Annotated in this window: 17 protein-coding genes; 1 reads left to right on the forward strand and 16 read right to left on the reverse strand. The window is 40.3% G+C overall.

Annotated features, from left to right (window positions below):
* Positions 1-39 precede the first annotated feature (39 nt).
* From ACE1EF_RS09080 to ACE1EF_RS09140, 13 genes are all read right to left on the reverse strand, one after another.
* On the reverse strand, positions 40-2,205 hold the full coding sequence (locus tag ACE1EF_RS09080; RefSeq protein WP_375720335.1) for a RagB/SusD family nutrient uptake outer membrane protein: 2,166 nt from the start codon (positions 2,203-2,205) through the stop codon (positions 40-42).
* Between the two features lie 26 nt (positions 2,206-2,231).
* The gene (locus tag ACE1EF_RS09085; protein ID WP_375720336.1) at positions 2,232-5,624 is read right to left on the reverse strand and encodes a SusC/RagA family TonB-linked outer membrane protein; all 3,393 of its coding nucleotides are present in this window, start codon (positions 5,622-5,624) and stop codon (positions 2,232-2,234) included.
* Between the two features lie 754 nt (positions 5,625-6,378).
* The gene (locus tag ACE1EF_RS09090) at positions 6,379-7,152 is read right to left on the reverse strand and encodes a DUF6090 family protein (protein WP_375720337.1); all 774 of its coding nucleotides are present in this window, start codon (positions 7,150-7,152) and stop codon (positions 6,379-6,381) included.
* 18 nt (positions 7,153-7,170) lie between these two features.
* Positions 7,171-8,241, reverse strand: a complete 1,071-nt coding sequence (locus tag ACE1EF_RS09095) for a DUF3500 domain-containing protein (protein ID WP_375720338.1) — start codon at positions 8,239-8,241, stop codon at positions 7,171-7,173.
* Between the two features lie 242 nt (positions 8,242-8,483).
* Complete coding sequence (locus ACE1EF_RS09100; protein ID WP_375720339.1) at positions 8,484-9,302, reverse strand: DUF6090 family protein; 819 nt, start codon at positions 9,300-9,302, stop codon at positions 8,484-8,486.
* Positions 9,303-9,320: 18 nt separating this feature from the next.
* Positions 9,321-10,043: a DUF6090 family protein gene (locus tag ACE1EF_RS09105; RefSeq protein WP_375720340.1), complete on the reverse strand. Its 723-nt coding sequence runs from the start codon at positions 10,041-10,043 to the stop codon at positions 9,321-9,323.
* Positions 10,044-10,288: 245 nt separating this feature from the next.
* Complete coding sequence (locus ACE1EF_RS09110; protein WP_375720341.1) at positions 10,289-10,687, reverse strand: VOC family protein; 399 nt, start codon at positions 10,685-10,687, stop codon at positions 10,289-10,291.
* An 85-nt stretch (positions 10,688-10,772) separates the two neighbouring features.
* Positions 10,773-11,201, reverse strand: coding sequence for a hypothetical protein (locus tag ACE1EF_RS09115; protein ID WP_375720342.1), 429 nt, complete (start codon positions 11,199-11,201; stop codon positions 10,773-10,775).
* A gap of 191 nt (positions 11,202-11,392) precedes the next feature.
* Complete coding sequence (locus tag ACE1EF_RS09120; RefSeq protein WP_375720343.1) at positions 11,393-11,782, reverse strand: VOC family protein; 390 nt, start codon at positions 11,780-11,782, stop codon at positions 11,393-11,395.
* Between the two features lie 24 nt (positions 11,783-11,806).
* The gene (locus tag ACE1EF_RS09125) at positions 11,807-12,025 is read right to left on the reverse strand and encodes a DUF4287 domain-containing protein (RefSeq protein ID WP_375720344.1); all 219 of its coding nucleotides are present in this window, start codon (positions 12,023-12,025) and stop codon (positions 11,807-11,809) included.
* A 156-nt stretch (positions 12,026-12,181) separates the two neighbouring features.
* Complete coding sequence (locus ACE1EF_RS09130) at positions 12,182-12,694, reverse strand: GNAT family N-acetyltransferase (protein ID WP_375720345.1); 513 nt, start codon at positions 12,692-12,694, stop codon at positions 12,182-12,184.
* A 169-nt stretch (positions 12,695-12,863) separates the two neighbouring features.
* Entirely contained in the window at positions 12,864-13,469 is a 606-nt protein-coding gene (locus ACE1EF_RS09135) for a DJ-1/PfpI family protein (protein WP_375720346.1), read from the reverse strand.
* A 13-nt stretch (positions 13,470-13,482) separates the two neighbouring features.
* Positions 13,483-14,958, reverse strand: a complete 1,476-nt coding sequence (locus tag ACE1EF_RS09140) for a serine hydrolase domain-containing protein (protein ID WP_375720347.1) — start codon at positions 14,956-14,958, stop codon at positions 13,483-13,485.
* A gap of 473 nt (positions 14,959-15,431) precedes the next feature.
* Between ACE1EF_RS09140 and ACE1EF_RS09145 the strand changes: the two genes are divergently transcribed.
* Complete coding sequence (locus ACE1EF_RS09145; protein ID WP_375720348.1) at positions 15,432-17,108, forward strand: T9SS type A sorting domain-containing protein; 1,677 nt, start codon at positions 15,432-15,434, stop codon at positions 17,106-17,108.
* Positions 17,109-17,280: 172 nt separating this feature from the next.
* Here the strand turns inward: ACE1EF_RS09145 and ACE1EF_RS09150 are convergent, their stop codons facing one another.
* From ACE1EF_RS09150 to ACE1EF_RS09160, 3 genes are all read right to left on the reverse strand, one after another.
* Positions 17,281-17,868 (reverse strand): dihydrofolate reductase family protein, encoded by a 588-nt coding sequence (locus ACE1EF_RS09150; RefSeq protein ID WP_375720349.1) that lies wholly within the window; start codon positions 17,866-17,868, stop codon positions 17,281-17,283.
* A gap of 42 nt (positions 17,869-17,910) precedes the next feature.
* The gene (locus tag ACE1EF_RS09155) at positions 17,911-18,396 is read right to left on the reverse strand and encodes a DUF4440 domain-containing protein (protein ID WP_375720350.1); all 486 of its coding nucleotides are present in this window, start codon (positions 18,394-18,396) and stop codon (positions 17,911-17,913) included.
* A 342-nt stretch (positions 18,397-18,738) separates the two neighbouring features.
* Entirely contained in the window at positions 18,739-19,731 is a 993-nt protein-coding gene (locus ACE1EF_RS09160) for a S41 family peptidase (RefSeq protein WP_375720351.1), read from the reverse strand.
* Positions 19,732-19,822 lie beyond the last annotated feature (91 nt).

Consider the following 19,822-nt stretch of genomic DNA (forward strand, 5'->3'; position numbering starts at 1 on the left):
CCCATACGGACCTCCCTTTAGTTATTTTGATTTTAACTTTTATTGCTGTGGAAAACCATAACCATTGGTGATTTTACCTTCTGAAGTTGATATGGTTTGTGCAGTTAAAGGATACATGTAAATTGGTGCTATCCCCTGTTGATATCCACGGAATACATATGTGGAATATTCGTCTGAGAAATCGGTAAATTCACCTGTCTCATCCGACAGTTTGTATCCAACTATGTCGGCTCCCCAGCGTGTTCTTACATATCCCTCAGCCTCGAGTTGTGCAGCTTCGGCACTTTTAGGATCAATGTACCTGAATAATCCTTTGATTGCTGTGTTGGTATTGTAATCACCATTATATTTGGCACCTATACCTGCACCACCAACATTTTCCCAATCGTTGTACTGGCCTCTCCAACCCGGGAATAATAACGGATTGGATTCATCGGTACACTGAGTAGTTAAGCGGTAACCCAGTTCGGAACCTGCATCAACTTCTTTGGTCCATACATAACAGGGAAATTGATTTCCATTCGGGAATGTATAATACCCGTTTGTTTTAAGACCTTCTACCATAGCAGATAGATTTGCTTTAAGTGTTTCAATCATCTCCGGTAATTTACCGTTACGAATCATGTCCCATTTACGAATTCCTTCACCTGCAAGTTCAAATTTTCTTTCTGTAAGTATTCCATCAAGAAGAGCATCTCCCGATTTACTGTTGATATAATTATCGACTTTTTCAGACTGCATATCTGAAGGGAATGCACGGCTTCTGACCTTTTTCCAGTTTTCTTTAGCACCGGCCTCGTCACCTAAAACAGCGTCTACTTCTGCCAGCATTAGAATAACATCGGACATATGCATATATGGATTGTTTACCCCGGATGCCCTTTGTTTTTGATAATACGGAGGATTCATGCGGTTTTCATCCCATTTATTGTTACCAAAACCACCATTGGTTTTGTTACCCGGACTCAGGTTTAACAGCGTTTCTCTTCCATTACCCTGACTACATGTTACAGCTACTGTTGCATCACGTCTCATATCATCCGGATCAAAATCGCCATAATAAAACGTAGGTTGCATCCTGCTTTGTCCATAACTTTTACATGGGAATGCATTGGATCCACCTCCACCGGAAGGACGACCAAAGGCATAAGGCCTTTCGGAGTATACACCCTGAGTTTCAGGTATCTCATAAACGGATTCTGTTGATATATCAAGATCAAGCATCTGTTGAAACTTATACTGGAACGGGTTTCCGAAAGCTTCCCCATTGGCACCTGTACCTCTTGGATCAGAAGTGATTAACTCTGCTCCACCCGGGTTGTTAACCAGATCAGTAAGATATTTTTTAGCTTTTTCGTAGAATTTCATATAATCTGTACGACGCTCATAAATACCACCATTATTTTCAGCACCCATTGTTTCAAACGAAATGGTATTGCCATCCAGATCGTGGTAGAAATCAGCCCCCATATCTGTTCTACGTGTGGAGTATCCTCCTGCAAAAAGACATAATCTTGCTACAAGTCCTTCTGCATATGTACGTGTCATTCTTGTTTTTACGGATTGTTCATTTTCACCGGCACGGTACATCAGCGGGATCACTTTTTCAACCTCTTTAATATGGTATTCCCATATGTAGTCACGACCGGTTAAAAAAGAGTCAACTTCCAGACTGGAAACCTGGTTAACAATATCTCCAAAATACCGGGTTAATTCATAATAAATGGTTGCACGAAGTGTAACAGCCTGACCATAAATATTGGAAAGATCTGTTGGCGTTCCATTGGTGATCCATTCCTGATATAAATCGGTGGCTTCATAGTTTGTGATGAGCTGATTACAGGTTGAAATCACACTATAACCTCTTTCCCATCCTGTTTGACCGATATCAATATTTGCCCATGCTGACGTTCCTCCGTAATATAAATTTTCAGGAATATGGCGTTCCTGATCCGCATATTTCTCAGGATGACGTTCTGCATCTGAACTACATACACTCAGTTCGTAAAACATACCGTTTGAGTGAATTCTACTGTCTCTCCATACATCATAAGCTCCGTCCAGTAAAGCCATTGCACTTGAAGGATCAGAAAGTACATCGCCCAGCGTTGTGTCTGAAGGTGATGATTGCTCAAGAAAATCCTTACAAGAAGTACTGATGAGTACTGCTCCTATGATCGTTAAAATATATACTATCCTTTTCATATGTATTAAATTATTCTCTGTTAAAATTAAAAATCAACATTTAACCCAAAAGTATATGTTCTGGCTCTTGGATATGCGCCAAAGTTAAGCCCTGGAGTCGCATATTCTCCTTTGCCTTCGTTTGTACTGACCTCCGGATCAAGACCTGAAAAGCTTGTAATAGTAAGCAGATTACCTCCGGTAAAATACAAACGAATTCTGTCAATTGATATTTTACTGGTTAACTGTTTCGGTAACGAATACCCAACAGTTAAGGTATTCATACGTAGATAATCTGATTTCTCAAACCATTCAGAAAGTACCAGACCAAATTCCTGATAAGGTGTGTGGTATCTTGCATTCATATTTATTGCATTCAGTTGATCAGGATTTGTTACAGCTACGAGATCACCGGATTCATTAATGTTGTAATACTTGTACGAATCTTTTATGAAACTTAAACTGTTTGATCCAAAAGTGTAGTCTTTTCTTCCTGTAGTATTCAGGAGTTTTGCGATGTTATAAACATGTCCACCCAATGCATAGGCGAAGCTTGTGCTAAGGTCAATACCCTTAAAGTAAACATTTAAACCAAAACCACCGGTATGACGGGGAATGACCTCTCCAAGTGTAGTTGCATCATCTGAAGTAATCTTTCCATCACCATTGGTATCCTTAATTTTTAATGCACCCGGGAATATTTGTGTCGATACATCAACAGCAGTTCCTGTAGAGTCCATACGTACAACATTGAACGGGTTAGGATAGTTACCTATTTCATTGAAATTATCGTAATAAGGCACACCATCCTTTAAAGTGTATTGTCCGGAATTACTGTCATAATTGAAGTCGCTGGTATTATAATAGCCTTCATATACATAACCTTGTACAGTTCCAACAGGAGTTCCTTCTTTGAACAGGAATTCTTTTCTTGGATAAGTTGACGTTGAATTCCAATCCGTTCCGTAGGCGGTAATTATACCTTCTTTCAGTTTTTCAATATTATTCTTGTTATAGTTATAAGTTGCATTAAAGCTGACAGTGAAGTCTTTTTTACGAATAATATCAGCATTAAATGCAACTTCAATCCCTTTATTGGACGTTTTACCTATATTTTCAAATTTGGTTGTGAAACCACTTGCCGGTAATGTTGGAATTTCTCCCAATAGGTCTTTCGTATAATTTGAGTACAATTCAAATGAACCGTAAATTCTTCCGTTGAATACACTATAATCCAACCCAATGTTTCTTGATACGGTTGTTTCCCATTTAAGGTCGGGATTAGGATATACACCGATAGCATCGTATGTAATAACACCATTATCAGAGAAGTTTACAGAGTATAATGCATTCCAAGCACTGTAAGGGATATTATCAGAACCTGCGGATCCTACAGATAATCGTAGTTTTAAATTATCAAGCCATCCCTGCGTATTCTCCATAAAAGTTTCATCGGATACACGCCATCCCAAAGCACCTGAAGGGAAATATCCCCAACGTTTGTTAGGTGCAAATTTTGATGATCCATCAGCTCTCATTGTTGCGGTTAATAAGTAACGGCCTTTAAATCCGTAATTTAAACGTCCAAAATAAGAGTTTGTAGTGGAAGCAACACCAATGTCGTTATAGAAATCAAAATTCAGTTTTTTGATCGGGTATAATCCTGATTCTTCGTCGAATGTTGAAATCTCAGCAAATTGTATTTTTGCAATGGCAGTTTCAAAATCAAAGTTTGCAGGATAGCTCTGTCCGAATATTCTGGATGTTGTTCCCTGTGATTTCGTAAACTCCATACCACCAAGAATGCTAAGATCATGTTCCCCAAGGCCCTGTACTTTCCAGAATGCTGTAGTTGTTGAACGGTATGAATATCCTCTGCCAAGGTCTATTCTGGCTCTTCTGTCAGATACCCTGTTGTTTGCATCAGGTAACGCAATACCCGCATTATAGTATTGATTCTCATTATATCGACGGCTACCTCCAATTTCAGTTCTCAGTGTAAGCCCTTTAACCACCTCCCAGTTAATATAACCTAAGCCTCTGAATCTTTGAAGATATCTTATGTCTTCAATATTAATAGTTTCCTGATACGGATCATATGTCATATCCACATTTACGTCACCATTACCAAAACCGGAAGGAATCGGATCATACTGACCAAGAGGATTATCAATAGGTCTGAACCGGTAGGCAGAAGATAAGATTGAACCTACACCATTCGATGTACTTTCGTTACCTTCATTACGACTTTGAATATAATTCAGGTTTAAACCGATTTTAAAATTCTTATACAATTCGTGATCCAGTTTAAACTGAAGATTATGACGCTTATAACCTGATTTGATTTTAATACCATCATCTGTAATTGTATTTGCGTTAATCGCAAACATGGTTTTTTCCGTTGCTGTTGATACGCTGATATTGTGTTCACTTGATAACCAGCCACTACGTAATAAATCATCTGTGTAATTATGAATCGGAACACTCGCGTAATCATTCCATGCATCCATTCCTGAATGACCCAAAGCGTTTACATTCGCTGTTCCAAGTCCGTAGTACAAAGCAAAATCATCACCCCAGCTTTGTTGCATGGCAGTCATGTAACTCCAGCCATGTAAAAGATAGTCCTGGGTATTCAGTGGTTCAAGCGTTTTGGCTATTTCTTTTGACTGCATGTATGTACTGTAAGATACTTTGGTGGTACCTTTCGGATTATTCAATCCTTTTGTGGTGACAAGAATAACACCGTTTGCTCCTCTTGCACCGTATATTGCTGTTGAAGATGCATCCTTTAGTACATCAATTGATTCAATCTGATCTGCCGGGATTTCGCTCAGTGAAACACCTTGTATACCGTCAACCACAACCAGAGGATCATTAGATTGTGTTATAGAACCTCCACCACGGATACGAATTTTGATATCAGCACCCGGTCGGCCGTCCTGGGCGCTTACTGTAACACCCGATAACTTACCCTGCATTGCCTGAGCAACGTTTGCTACAGGGGTCTGTACCAGTTCATCTGTTTTGATTGAAGAAACAGCACCGGTTAAATCGCGTTTGGTTGTCACACCATAACCAATGGCAACAACTTCGTCCAGACCTATGCTTGATTCTTCCAGTTTTACATTAATGGTTGACTGACCTGTAAATGGAATTTCTACAGTCTGCATACCAATAAAAGAGTAGACGATAACCGCTGTTCCATCCGGAACATTGAATGTATAGTTACCATCAATGTCGGTAATTACACCTGTTGCAGTTCCTTTGGCTACGACATTTACTCCCGGAAGTGGATCTCCGGTTTTAGAGTCTGTAACTTTACCTTTTACTGTTTGAGTTTGTGCAAAAACGCCAAACGTTGTAATTAAAAGTGCTGCAATTGTTACTGCAACCTTTCGGGAAATATAAAACCCGGGTTGCAAAAGGGATTTTTTCATAAAATTTGCCATACTTTTTTAGTTAAGTAAATTATAATTGTTTCAATCTGTTTATAAAATTTCGCTATGCGTAAAGTCTTTGAGGTTTTAATTCACATGTTGATTCAAAGCATGTGGTTTTTTTATCTTGTTCTCATCAATAGCGACTTTTCAATATACGAAATTGTTAAAAATAATTAACAATCAATAGTCTTTTTATATCAATTATGGGGATTATTTTCCCAAAAAGCGGGATGGGTATAACGGTATCCTGCCATATTCAGCACGCTAAGGCACTTATAATGGCAGCCTTAAATTTTATGTGTCGTATATTCAGTGTGTTAATAAAATTTATCGTTCTGAGGACATTTTTAAGTAATGTTTACAGAATGTGTTATACAAATGAAACCACAGGTCTTTTTAATATTAAGTTTAAACCGCACTTTCCCTTATTATACCTCGAAATACAACCCGCTATGGGTTCAGGTGTATTCAGTGCTCGCTCTTATTCTGTTAAAAATAATCAGTGTATTTCACTTCTTAACTCAGGTCAATGACATTGGAATGCTAAGCCGATAATTTTGTTTTCCATGGTATATTCTTTTCTTCATTTTTATTTTCTCATTTCAGTGATTGACTGAAAGTGCTAACAGGATTCCAGTCATAACCAACAAAATTTCACCGATGGCGTACCGCAGGTAAGCGGCAACCCTGTTTTGAGCAGCCAGTTTTTGCCTGATATTTCTGAAGATTGAAATCATTTGGTGTACTTTAGCTATTCTAATTTCTTTAATTCCTTATCTATATCTTTAATCAAAGCATTTGCATCTTTATCAACTTTTTTCAAATTCCGTTCAATCATCCAGTAATATTGATTTTTTAAACTTCTTAAAAAATAGAGAAACACTTTGTCATGTTTCAACCCGTCATAATCATTCGGAATCATACGTGGGTTTAAATCGATTACATTTCCGGTCTGTTCAAATTTCTGTTGGTCTCCATTCCATAACGCATTAAATCGTGTATTGAAAATAGTTTTACTGGCGTCTTCAATAATTGAAAAATATCTGCTTACATCAGTTTTAAGATAATTGTCCGAGTAAGCGTAATATCCTACAATTTCATAGCGTAGTTTCTCATTTGAGATAAGGTTTAAGTTGTATGACTTTAACGTTTCAAATACTTCGTTGTTGGTTGCGAGCCTCCAGGTTTGGGTTATCCGGCCAAAATGCAAGGAAAGAGAGTCATTGTAGGGCAAATCTCGTTCAAAACCTGATAAAAGAATGTTAATCGATTCCCCGGATAACTCATATTGCTTCTGCATCCAATTTGAGTTTTCTAAATCTTCATTTAAGGTCCGCTTAAAACCTTTCAGGAACTGTATTTCTTCATGTTTATGTTTTCTTTGTTCATTCCGGTTGTTTACCTGCAAGGCAATTAAAATTCCAATTACGACCAACAGAATTTCACCAATGGCATAACGAATATAGCTTCCTGCCTTATTTTCGGCGGCCAGATTTCGACGGATGTTTTTAAAGAAGCGGAACATATATGACCCCTTAAAAGATTAATAATTATGATCCTCAAGATAGTGTTCTTTCAGGATGTCTTCCCCGAAATCATTGCCTTTCTCCCGCCATATCGAATGTATGTGGTTTCCGTTCTGCTGAAACCCCATGTTATCGAATTCAATGATAAAGCCCGGGCTGTTGATCACATAATAATGAGCCTTCTGAGCCACGTAGCTTCCAATCCATGCAAAATAGATGCTGTCCAAATCTGTCTTGTAAAATTTATCCAGGTATTCACGAGCCTTGTCATGCTCCAGATTATTTATGTATTCTGTAACAATGTACTTCAAGTATTCCTGTTGATCCGGCGTCAGTTCACTCGCTTTAATCCCTTCGTAAGTTGTCAAGCGCTGTGAACTGTTAGGACTGGTGATAATATCTGCCGGAACATCCCGGCTTAGGGTCGCAATGGCCTGCTGACCTTCTGACAGGGCATTGATCAGCTGAAAACCATAGTCCTCCTCCTTGCTTAATATTTGCAGACCGGCATATTTGGTTGTATGAACCTCGGCAGGATCGGTACCCAGAAAAAATGGCGTAACCGAAAAATGATCACCAAGGGCAGAGACGTTGATGGAAATATGATGGCCTGTAAACTGAAATCCCCACGGTTTAGTTCCGCCCGGTTGGCCCCAGATGGCGATGTAATAATTGCCATACTTCCAGTTCAAGTCCCTCAGATACTTCATTGCTTCATCGTTGATCTCCTTCTTTTTGTAGGCCGTCTCATACACTTCATTTAAAATATCATCCAGCATCATGATGCCCGTGGTCTTTAAATAACCCTGTGAACTTAACAGGGTTGTCAGCACATGATGAAACTGAATCTTGCTCTGTTCTGACAAATCACCATACCGGATGCCCGGCCGTTTTGCAAGGCCGACAGGCAGGTTTGTCCATTTTGTCCGCGATGTGTCGCTAAACTGATAACTGACCTTTTGTAGCTGATCAGCATTCAGGGTATGCATGAACGCCACCAGTTGTTGCCCGATTTTTTGGCTGCTTTGACCACTGATTCCGCTGGTTGCAATCAGAAAGATCACGATTAAAATTCCTGTTCTTTTCATTAGACAGACTTTTTTGAATATTTGGAATACTATTTTAATTCATTGTTGTCCGGTTAAACATCAATATTACTTAAAGATTCTTCGCTTCATTTTATTACGCTCAGAATGACAGTCTCTTAGGTTCATATGGGGCTGGAGGATGGGTTGGTTTGCTTCAGATTCGAAAAACACCCCATCCTCCAGCCCAAGGGCCAGCAACTGCCGGTCATTCCGGGTGGGTGAAGCGAGGAATCTCTGAAGCTTTAACCTGACAACAGAATCTTTAATTCATCGATTAAATTTTGTGTTTTTTCTTTTTGGTTTAATAGAAACGCGTAATGAATATTTGCCGTTATGTATCTGTAATTGATTAAGTTTATCATAATCAGTTGATTGGCCGGATTTTCCAGTTGGGAAGCGGTAATCGCTTTTAAATTTTTTTCGTTCAACCGGACGTAGTTCTCCAGCGAATCTTTTACTTGTTGGCTCAGTAAATTCGACGTTAACAGGTCATCATAAACAGAAGAGGTTTGAAGTTCACTCAATCTCATCACACCGGGTACAAAAACGGCATCCGTAAATAAATTGTTATTTTTATTGATTATCAGCTCTAAACGTTCTAATTCCTGGTAGTAGTTTATGAGTTCACCTTTAAATTTATTATTGCTGATAATGTCTACATTTCCGGAGGAGAGCAGTTCAGTGTAAGTCGGATTGATTTTTACAAAAGTTCTTCGGTCGCATAAGCCTCCAATTGCTGATGTAAAAGAACTATCAACCTTGAATTTATGATATGCTTTATAATACGTTAAAATTGATTTTGCCATTTGTGAAAAAACTAATTCAGTCTTCAGCTGATCATCAATTGATTTACGCTGTTCTATTAAGTCCCGTTCAATATTTCTGAGATAAACAGATTCCTTATTTTTTTCTATTCTGATGGAGTTCCAGTTATTAACCTGAAGGGCGATGAGGATTCCAATGACCACCAACAGAATTTCGCCAATGGCATAACGCAGGTAGGCAGCAACTTTGTTTTGGGCGGCCAGTTTTTGCCGGATGTTTCTGAAAATCCTGGTCATTGTAAATTGAAAATTGTGTTAATGAAGTTCATTGTCAATAAGTTGAATTACATATTGAGTTGTTTCCTGTTGTTCATGACAAAGCCTGTAAATATTTTCTGATACCGTTTTTCTTACCTGTAGCTGGTTTTTTAGTTGTAACCGTTTTTCGGTTGTGAGTTTCTGTTTATTATCAATTTTTCCATCTTCAGTTAATTTGATATTTAAAGAATTACTGGAAAAAAATGTGCCAAACTGTCTGTCGATAATAAATAGATTATTATTATTTATTACCTGTGTCATGTAATCCAGTTGTTGATAATAACGCGCTATTGCGTTTTGCAGTCCGGAATTTCTGAAAAGCTTTTTGTCTCCGTTTTTATTCATGCCGGTATAGCTTGTTTTATTTGCAATAAAAGTCCGTCGTTCGGATAATTTTTCCAGGAGGGAATTGAGTTTTTCCAATGGTAATGAAGATGACAAATACAGGGAAGCAGTGTCGGTTTTAGCAATCATAAGTTTTTCAAAATGAAGTTGTTCGTTTATTACTTCCTGCTGTAAAACCAAATCCGACCTTATGTTTTCCAACGTGTTCCTTTCGAGCTCAATATTTTTTATGTCTTCTTTCCAGTTATTCACCTGCAGCGCTATTAAAATTCCTATAACAACCAGTAAAATTTCACCAATGGCGTAGCGTAAATAAGCTGTGATTTTTTGCTCGGCAGCCAGTTTTTTACGGATATTTCTAAAGATTGTGATCATGTATAGTACATATCCAAATAAGGACGCACAGGGAAAATTCCCCGGTTCATTCATTAATAAGTTTTCGTTGTGAGGTTATTACCGGATCTTGCGAACGCCATGCCAGTGTGTTAGCATCGTACCGACGCATGACTGTTAATATATGCAAACATCCGGGAGAAAGGGGTCTTTCTGAATAATGTTACTAAGTTACATAAAAAATGACAACTTTAGTCACCCTGTGTAAAATGTTGAGATTTTGCGAATTACTGCAGGTTCAATTGCCACGACACGCCAAACTGATCGATTACCCATCCAAATTTCTGGCTGAACCCATAATTATCCGGTGGCATGGTGACTGTTCCATTATCCGAGAGTTTTAAAAACAGCCTGTCAATCTCTGCCTCATCTTCACACTCCACATAATTTGAAACAGCCGGTGTAAAAGTCCAGGCATGGACAGGCGGACTGTCACTGCACATAAATGTTCTTCCGTTTAAATCAAAGGTGGCTTTCATAATAGCGCCTTCTTTTACAGGGCCATCTTTTCCCCAACGTTGGATATCAATAATTTTGGAATTGTCGAATAAGGCCACGTAAAAGTTCATGGCCTGTTCTGCATTGTTTTCCTGAAAGGTCAGAAAAGTTATTATCTGTTGTTTCATCGGTTTTGTAAATTTTTGGTGATTACGAATCAATTTTGATATTTCTGTATTTACATGTTGTATTATACCAGCGGGACCTGTTTTATTAATTATTTGAAACCCGTTTAATTCCCTGAGTTATTCCTGATTTAATCATGTTTCCATACCCATCATCCGGTAAAAAACCTGCATAGGAGAGGGCCAGATCATAATTTTTCCTGGCACTGTCAACGTCGTTCAGATCTTCGTAACATTTGCCAATATTTAAATATAAGGAAGGATAAACTTCTTTTACGGTTTCATCATTTATTTTGAGAGCCAGTTGTAAAGCAGTCTCGTCCCATTTCAACTTATCTTCAATCGTTTTCTGGCGTCGTGCTATATAATGTGCGGATATGAATCTTTCAACGTCATCCGATGCTTCATTCCAGGCTTGTGTAAAAAGATGAAGTGCTTCATCATGTTGTCCCAGGCCTTCCCTGTCCATGCCTTCAGCACAGAGCTTTACAATTTTGTTATTCTCATCAAACTGCATGGTATTCATTTTATTTGTGAACCATGAATAAAGTTTCTGCAGGACCTTCGCATCACTACAGATCAAAAAATATTCACTTGATTTTTACCTGCTTACCACTTCCTGCCTTATACCGAAATGAATTATGATTCCATAATGATGCGTATTCCGCACGCCTTACTGTTTAGGTGCACAAAACAGGACATTTGGATTCAAGCCATGGAATGAATCCCGATCATATTGCCTTCGGTATCAATAGCAAGCACCATGGATCCATAATCTCCGAGCGACATTTTCGGTTTAAAAACCGTACCTCCTGCATTGGCAATCCGTGCTTCTTCTATGCTGCAGTCCTCACTCATAAAGTAGACGATGGTGCTGTTTCCACCTGCTTCAAATCCCTCCATTTTTATCAGTGCGCCTGATGCCCTGTTTTTGGACTCCATGTCGGCCGGAAAAAACAACATCTGCATGTTTTCACCTGTATCAGGCATGGGCATTTCACTCAGTTTTAAGTTAAATACTGTTTCGTAAAACGTTTTGGCCCTGTTCAGGTCATTGACGTAAATTTCGAACCAAACCACCGGATTTTCATTTTTCATATCTGTTTATTTTATGTTTCCTGATTAATTCTTTTTTCCTTTAAAGAGGGCATAAATAGCCATGGCGTGGCCATGTCCGAGTTCAAAATCATCTTTGAGCCACTGTACAATCTGTCCGGCTTTTACATCGGATTTTAGCTTGCCATTCTCCAGAAATCCTTTCTGAGTGGCTAAGTTTTTAAAGTCTTCAGGTGATTTTCCCGTTTTTGTCTGAATATTGTCTAAGTACGCTTGAAATGACATGGTTGTAATCTTTAATGGTGTTGTTATGATGCTTACGTTATTCTGATTTTGTAAGTATACGGGGGAGAGAGAGGCTATTCTTTTTGGTTTGACCAAGATAAGTAAAAAATGATAATATTAACCATTCCTATAAATTATTGGCGTCTGAAAAACGGATTACCTTACAGCACCGATGCTGTTTTGAGGAGGTCCCGACAGATAAAGACATACATCCATTACCATTGGCAGATATGTAATTCCCTGTTCTTCCTGTATTTCACCGGACGCTTTAAATCCTAACCGTTCGTAAACCGGAATGGAAAAGGGAGAGGCATGTACATAAAATGTATCCAGATCCTTATCTCTGGAAAGACACATCTGTAATGCTGATCTGAATAATGCTCCTGCCATACCTTTCCCATGGTATTTTTTATCCACAAAAAGCAAGGTCACATTCCGGTTATCTCTTATCTCAATCATCCCTGCTATTACCGTACCGATGGATGCAACGAGCAGGTTTATCTGATCTTTCTGTCTTTTCGCAATCTTCTCAGGCGCTATCCAGTCATAAAAGATCGTATTCCCGTTTTCTGTATAATCCGGAGCCACAAATTCATCGTATACCTTCCTGATCAGTCTGCTGATTTCCTGTTCCTGTCCTTTTCTGTAGGGCTGAATGGTATAATCCATATGGTTGCGTATAAAAGGTTATTTTAATTGATCTGAAATGGTTTCATAAAAGCAATTCCGTTCACCGTTGAGCCAATAAAACAAGCGCTCAGAAACCCGGCAAACAACCGCTGTGTATTCAGAATCAATTTGCTGGTCCTGTTGGTTTTGGTTCGTTTCGCTCCGGCTATTAAAACCCCATGGCTTTTTTTACGACCAGCATGTCTTCTTCCGAAGTCAGTTGCCTTAATAATTCAAATGCCACATATGGTGCAGTTTCAGGACAATACGAGGTAATCACATTGCCATCAACTACCACCGGTTCATTTACAATTTGTACATCAAAGGCCTTTAGCTTCTTTTGCAGGAATCCGTTTTTCAGATGGTATGTCGTTGCTTTCCGGTTCTTTAATACACCGCTTTTCCCAACGGGCATTGCCCCTGAGCAAACTGTGGCAATGATCCTGCCTTTCGCATTAAATTCCCGGATCAGATCCAGAAACCGTTCGTCATACGCTTCTTCGTAATAGCCAAATTCACCGAAACCGCCCGGTATGGCCAGCGCGTCATAATCGTCAGCGCTTATTTCATCAATGGTTTTATCCACGGTCACCGTTACATTAAATGTACTCACAACAGTTTTGGTAAAACCACAGGTATGAACCTTTAACGGGTGACCGTAATCATTCCGCGCCCAGCCGGGCACATCGATAAACGCACTGAATTCCATGGTTTCAAATGCTTTCAGAAGAAATACAAGGACCTTTTTATTTTGCTTCATATCATCGTTATTCATTCGTTTAACCCGATCACCAGTTAATTATTTCCCTAAACTTTGGCAACGGTTGTAACTCTTGTTGATTCGAACCGACCCGGATAAATGTTAAGCTAGTATTCCTTTTTTGCTTTAGGCAGAACCCGGTTACGATCCCGTTATCATCTTTTTCAAAGTCAAAACGGCCAAGTAACGGTTTAGCTGAACGGAATGAATCGTGGCTTTCCGTATTCGGGCTCAGCAGTATTTGTTCCGTAGAGTTCACCGCAAACAGGGCATCACCTTTCCGGCATATTTTGTAGCATATCAGCAAGTCCTTGTTAAGGTAAATGCCTTCATATGCCGTTAAATCCAGTGCCTGCACTGGTTCTTTTTCAGGTTTTGCTACCGGTTGAGGTTCATTGCGGAATTTAGCTTTAAAGGCATCAAGCTCATTGTGCGGGACGGTGTCAGACAGATACATGCGGGCAACCGTGAATGCAGACCGTACGATGTTATCCGAGCCGGAATTGCTTAACAGGACCAGGGCAAAATCTGCATCGGGGTTCATTATGGTGACCACCCGGAATCCCTGAAAATACCCGTCGTGCCAGTACAGATCATTCCCTCTTTTCATCAGTCCGAAGGCATACGGAACAGCATTCCCGTTGTTCAGTTTTCCGGTTTGCAGCAGGTATGGCAGAAACGATGAATTTCCGCCTAACAGATACTGCATCCATTTTGCCATATCCTCAATGGTAGAATACATAAATCCCGATCCGACGGGGCTCAGGTTGTTGGCCGTTCTTTCGTATTTTCCCTGCTTGTACAGGTATCCATCTGCCCGGTTTCTGATGATATCGCCGTGATCCTTCTGAAAAAACGTGTGGGTCATGCCTGCCGGATCAAGGACAGTGGTGTGCATCCGATCGTAGTAATCCATATCCGTCGTTCTCCTGATAATTTCACCCAACAGCACGTAATTCGAGGAGGTATACTGAAACCGGCTTCCTGCCGGAAAGCTTAGTGTTGGCTGACTCCTGATGATCTGAAAAATTCCGGAACCGGTTAACACGTCATCGAGACTGTGACCCGCTGCCAGAAACAGGTACGGCCAGTCCCAAATCCCTGAGGTATGATGGATAAGGTCTTTCACCCTAACACTATCCCAAAGGGCATTTTCTTCAGGCAGATAGCGACTTACCGGGGCATTATAGTCAAGGGTTCCTTTCCGGATCATTCCGGCAATGGCATACCCTGTAAACTGCTTTGATACCGAAGCTAAAAAGAATGCCGTAGAGTCCGAAATGCTGATGCCATGTTCAAGATCAGCCAATCCGAAACAATTCTGATAGACCTTTTGGCCATCTTTAATGACCGCTATGGCACACCCCGGCCTGTTCCCGGAATCGAATACCGAATATAAATCATCGGTAGCTTTATTAAGCTCTTCCGGGTTAACCTGTGCCGCTATGCCCTGAACTATGAACAGGAAAAACAGCGCTGCTACGGATCGAATAAAATGTTTCATTGGTTAGAGCCTGTTTGATGAAGAACCACTAACCGGGATATCCGGAGTCGTGCAATCTTGTGCTACTAAAGTAATTAAAAAACAGCAGCCATGAAACAGGCATTTAAATTACAGCAGGCAATTACCGGTCTTCATCATCGTTGGAGATCCCGGATAAAAGATGGAAATGGGTATTTCGCAGACACAAGATGATATACTGGTGATATTTCAGGCGTGATAAGCCTCGTACGCTCTGTTTTATTTATACTTGATATTAATAAGGAAATGTCCTAATTTTATAGTTCAACAATTTTCCTTATACAGACTTTGCCGCATAGCAAATCTGCGGTTTTAAACGTACCCGTGTTTATTCCCTTACTCTCCATTGAATTGACATAAATGAATACCGGATCAGGTATCCAGGTTCTTTCAGGACCAAACGCTGGGATTGGTCGTATCTGCAACTGTATCATCTTAAATAAAAAAGAAATGTTATGAGCTTATCTTACACAAGAATCCTGTTGCTGTTCATTTTTACCCTTTTATTGTTTCTTAAACCGCCGTTAATTGCAAATGATGAAAGCCGCATTCAGGATCTTTCACAAAGGAATGTATACCGATGGAATACCGATCAGGAAAACTGGGTCATAAAACGGGCCTCAGTATTTACATTTATGGATACCGGAAGAAGTGTAAAGACCGAATTATTTAACGATCTGGGCGAGAAACAACATGATGAAGAAACGCTGTACAGCTACGATGAACTGGGACGGATAAAACATGTGGAAACCTGGACCAATGAGTATGGCGAAGACTACCGGTTTATGAAACGGCGGCATGAAATTTCATATTTAAATGATACCAGGATCATAAAGAAACAACTGGAATATGTGAAATGGGACCTCAACCTGGATGAAACGTTAATGCGGAGTACGCTGCGTAAATTTGATGACCAGGATAACATAACCCTGTTTCTGCATAAGGGACCGAACCCTCTTGAAGACAATGACTCTATTGTTTATACGTATGATGAGCAGGGAAGGTTAGTTTCTGAAACACAGTTCAACTGGAACCTGGTTGATTGCTGTACCTATGGTTTTACAACGTATTTTCGCTTTACTTACAGCTACGATGGCGATCAGTTACAAGCGGTGGAAGGGGAGTACTGGAATAAGTTCCCGGGGGAATGGGTGCCTGTTTATCTTATCAATAATTTTACCGGTTCAGTCATTAGTGAAAATAACCCGGATATGTTGGCGCCTAAAAGCCAGGTGTTGCTTGAGGTATCTGTTGAGGAGATAAAAGAAGCGATGAATAAAATTAAGCCTGTTTCTTTTTTACCGGAGTGGCCACGTAAAATTATAGGCCAAAATTGTTCAGTTCAAAAGTGGGATCCGGAGAATGAATATTATCATGCATTTATCGAAATAAGGAATGAGATAAATTCCGATGGTTTTGCTATATCGATAGAAGAGAAGGGGTCTGCATTTGATGAATTCACAGCAATCCACAGACAACTGCAACTTATTGCAAAGAATCAGCTCAATTATAACGATCCGGATGCGTATATGGAGCTTGAGCAATTGATTGAAATAGGTGGTATTATGTTGTATTCAGGTAACGGTGTCAGCGAGGAAGAGGCTGTTGGTTTTGTAAATGATGCGAAAGCACTGCTTAAAAGCATGCATATTCGCTATGACGATCAAACTGACTCAGGTTTCGATCTGTCCGAAATTAAAGATGTGGAAGTTAATATACCGGAGTCTGCATCCGTCATTGAAAAACAGACAACTATGCTGCGGAATCTTTCCTTAACCTATCAGCAGTATGATGCCCTGTCAGACGGGTATGTAAACTGGTTAAAACAGGAATTTATCTATAATGGTGATCGTATTTACAATTTACTGGAAGAGAAAACAACTGATGGTAATTTGGTGGTTTATCCCAATCCGGTAAGGGGAAATCTGCAATTTGCATTACGTAACTATTCGGGTGCGGTAAAGGTAGAACTGATAAATGCCACAGGACAAACGGTTTTAAGGGAAAAACTCAGCCTACCTGCTTCCGGATTTCAGTTCACCAGAAACGTTCAACATCTGCAAAACGGGGTGTATATTCTGAGGTTATCACATAAAGACGGCATCATCAGTAAGAAGGTCCTTCTGGAATAACAAATTTAATGTGAATACAGGTGCCGGAATTTTGTACACGGATAAATGATTATTTATTGTCCGTGCATTGGCATCCTTTCCCGTTTTTAACGATAGATCCTATGTGGGTTGTACAGGCAGTGCTTTTAAAACCCTATCCCTTAAGGTATGTGTCCGAAAACAGGCGGAGGTACTATGACTTTGCCACTGTATAATTCAGTTCCGTCACCCCATTGGTAAATCGCTGCGTACTCACCAGATTCAGCATTATTTTCGCTTTGATATCTGCAAACAGGGGAATGCCCCTGCCCAGGATAATTGGGTTGACAAACAACCAGAAGCCGTCAATTAAGCCCAGTTGCATCAGCGCATGCGTGGCTGACGGACTTCCGAAGATCAGGATCTCGCTACCATCTCCCGAATCCGGACCGGACTGTTTCAAAGCTGTAATCTGCTCCTCAAGGTTGTCGCTGATTACCGTTGTGCCGGGAAGTGCTGAACCGGACAGTGTGTTGGACAGCACCACCTTGTGTACGGTTTTGTACCAGGCCGAATGTTCAATGTCGTGCCGGCTGGCATTGGGCTGATCGGCTGCCGTGGGCCAGTAATCTTCCATCATCCGGTAGGTGGCCCGCCCGTAAAGGGCCGTATTGGTTTTACTTATCCGCTTACCGACAAAATCAAATATTTCTTCATCCACTGTAATCCAGTCCATCTCACCCTTAGGTCCTGCAACAAAGCCATCCAGAGAGATGTGCATAAAAGAAATCAGTTTTCTCATGGTATATGTTTTTATATGTTTGCCTGTTCCGGACCGAAAGCGTTACTCCAGGCTCCGGGTGTTGGCAACTTCGCGGTGAAGCTTCCATACGCCATCCCGCTTGTCCTTTTTAAGCACGGCCAGGAAGGTGGCCTTTAACTCTACGGATTCTCCCTTTGCGTTGGTGTAGTAGGTGGAGCTCATGCCAAAATCGTAGGCCACACTGTCGCTCACCAGCACCGTTTCGGTGGGCCGCATCACCAGGCTGTCGTAATGAAATTTACCCTGTGGATTGGCCCGCTGTGTCTTATAGATTCCCCAGTCGCCGCAATCGGGGGTAAGCGACTTTACATCCGGTGTGGCATACTTGCGTAAATCGCCGTACCGGCCCTCTTTAATGGCCAGCTGAAAGGCGGCCCTGGTCTGTTCAATGGAAGCCAGTTCGGCCTGAACATCCGGTTTGGGTGACGCCTGTGTTTCTGCTTCTTTTGGTTTCATCTGACACGAAAATAAACTGATCACGAGCATTAAAAGCACTACCTGTTTCATCTGTATATCATTTTAAAGGTTATTCGTGTTATTCAATGGCCTGCATCACAGATTCCTGCAACGGACCGGCAGCAGACCGGGAGTTTTTTATACGTGTGACAAGTGGAGCAGATTTACCCGGGGTTGGGCTGGTACAATACTAACGCTGTAAACGTGCGTATTGTTTAATGTTGTGGAGGGATTGGATTCTGAATTGTAAACGGCAGTAAAAAACAAAAGGCGGTTACAAAGGGGCTGGCAAGTTTAATAGCCCGGGGAAACGCCTGAAATTTAAGGCGTATTTATGTTAAGCATACCCGTCGTTTTTCTGCGGTTTATTTCGTGTTCGCATGGGTAAGTTTTTCAATTCCAATATTCGAAATAGTTCAGTATTTGTTCAATCTGGTTTTCTGGTTGCAGATAAAAATCAGGTGCAATCCCTCGTGAATCAACACCATTTATTTTGAAATCATACACATTAGTTGTTGGATAAACAATATAGAGTGAGTCTTTAATGATTTCATTCACACAGACATCTCCAAAATCAACGGCTCCGGCTGTATTTTCTCCAAAGATTTTAACTTTAAAACTTTGTTTAGCACACAGAACAAATTTTTCCGCAGAACTGCCTGTATTTCTGTCAACAAGAACAGCTACTCTTTTGGGATACGGGTTAACCCCCGATGCGCTATATTCAGTAATGAAGTTATGATGGCTTTTTTGCCAGGGTGCATCTATAATTTTGTTTTCTTCCTTTTCAGTAAGGGTTCCCATTTTATTCCGTGTTTGATGAGACGCCCAGTTTTCTTTTGTTGCCAATAATTCATACCTGCGCGTATACATATCATTTGTAGCAATTAACGGGAGCAGACGTCTGTAAAATAAATTTTTACCCCCGCCATTTCTTCTCAGGTCAATGACAAGGTTTTCAAAAAGTAACATAGAATCCCTTTCTATGGCACAGTTTAAGAGGCTGTCTAATGCTGCCTGGTTATCGAAATCCGGAATCTTCAGATAGTAGGTATGGGTATCAATGGATGCGCATTTAAACGTGTCAGTTGCTATGGGAGCGTTTTTGTAAAAATCGGAGATCGTCAGATACAGGTGTCTGTCTTCAAAAAAATCCATGTAAAGCTGAATGTTTTGTGCTAAATCAGAGATCGAATTCAGATAGGTGTTTAACAGGTTTGTTTTGAAATAGGTGTAGTAATCCAGCTTTCCATTGCTTATATAGTGATATCCGATATAATTCTTTTCAATGATTGATACGGTCTCTTTAAAATATGCATCGTAATTGCTTTGCGGGAAGCCGGAAAGGTGAATGACAAGGAATATAACCAGTAAAAAATATCTCATATGTTTTTGATTTTATGCCTGCTAACGATCACCTGTATATGGTGTAACCGATTGCGGGCTACTTTCCTGTCAAACTGCAAGAAAGTTGAAG

This window comes from Quyinboa sediminis (genome assembly GCF_042219855.1).
Taxonomy (GTDB): Bacteria; Bacteroidota; Bacteroidia; order Bacteroidales; family UBA5342; genus JBHJHP01.

Coding starts and splice junctions, on each gene's coding strand:
- ACE1EF_RS09080 (WP_375720335.1), bottom strand. CDS start 2,205: ATGAAAAGGATAGTATATATTTTAACGATCATAGGAGCAGTACTCATC.
- ACE1EF_RS09085 (WP_375720336.1), bottom strand. CDS start 5,624: ATGAAAAAATCCCTTTTGCAACCCGGGTTTTATATTTCCCGAAAGGTT.
- ACE1EF_RS09090 (WP_375720337.1), bottom strand. CDS start 7,152: ATGTTCCGCTTCTTTAAAAACATCCGTCGAAATCTGGCCGCCGAAAAT.
- ACE1EF_RS09095 (WP_375720338.1), bottom strand. CDS start 8,241: ATGAAAAGAACAGGAATTTTAATCGTGATCTTTCTGATTGCAACCAGC.
- ACE1EF_RS09100 (WP_375720339.1), bottom strand. CDS start 9,302: ATGACCAGGATTTTCAGAAACATCCGGCAAAAACTGGCCGCCCAAAAC.
- ACE1EF_RS09105 (WP_375720340.1), bottom strand. CDS start 10,043: ATGATCACAATCTTTAGAAATATCCGTAAAAAACTGGCTGCCGAGCAA.
- ACE1EF_RS09110 (WP_375720341.1), bottom strand. CDS start 10,687: ATGAAACAACAGATAATAACTTTTCTGACCTTTCAGGAAAACAATGCA.
- ACE1EF_RS09115 (WP_375720342.1), bottom strand. CDS start 11,201: ATGCAGTTTGATGAGAATAACAAAATTGTAAAGCTCTGTGCTGAAGGC.
- ACE1EF_RS09120 (WP_375720343.1), bottom strand. CDS start 11,782: ATGAAAAATGAAAATCCGGTGGTTTGGTTCGAAATTTACGTCAATGAC.
- ACE1EF_RS09125 (WP_375720344.1), bottom strand. CDS start 12,025: ATGTCATTTCAAGCGTACTTAGACAATATTCAGACAAAAACGGGAAAA.
- ACE1EF_RS09130 (WP_375720345.1), bottom strand. CDS start 12,694: ATGGATTATACCATTCAGCCCTACAGAAAAGGACAGGAACAGGAAATC.
- ACE1EF_RS09135 (WP_375720346.1), bottom strand. CDS start 13,469: ATGAATAACGATGATATGAAGCAAAATAAAAAGGTCCTTGTATTTCTT.
- ACE1EF_RS09140 (WP_375720347.1), bottom strand. CDS start 14,958: ATGAAACATTTTATTCGATCCGTAGCAGCGCTGTTTTTCCTGTTCATA.
- ACE1EF_RS09145 (WP_375720348.1), top strand. CDS start 15,432: ATGAGCTTATCTTACACAAGAATCCTGTTGCTGTTCATTTTTACCCTT.
- ACE1EF_RS09150 (WP_375720349.1), bottom strand. CDS start 17,868: ATGAGAAAACTGATTTCTTTTATGCACATCTCTCTGGATGGCTTTGTT.
- ACE1EF_RS09155 (WP_375720350.1), bottom strand. CDS start 18,396: ATGAAACAGGTAGTGCTTTTAATGCTCGTGATCAGTTTATTTTCGTGT.
- ACE1EF_RS09160 (WP_375720351.1), bottom strand. CDS start 19,731: ATGAGATATTTTTTACTGGTTATATTCCTTGTCATTCACCTTTCCGGC.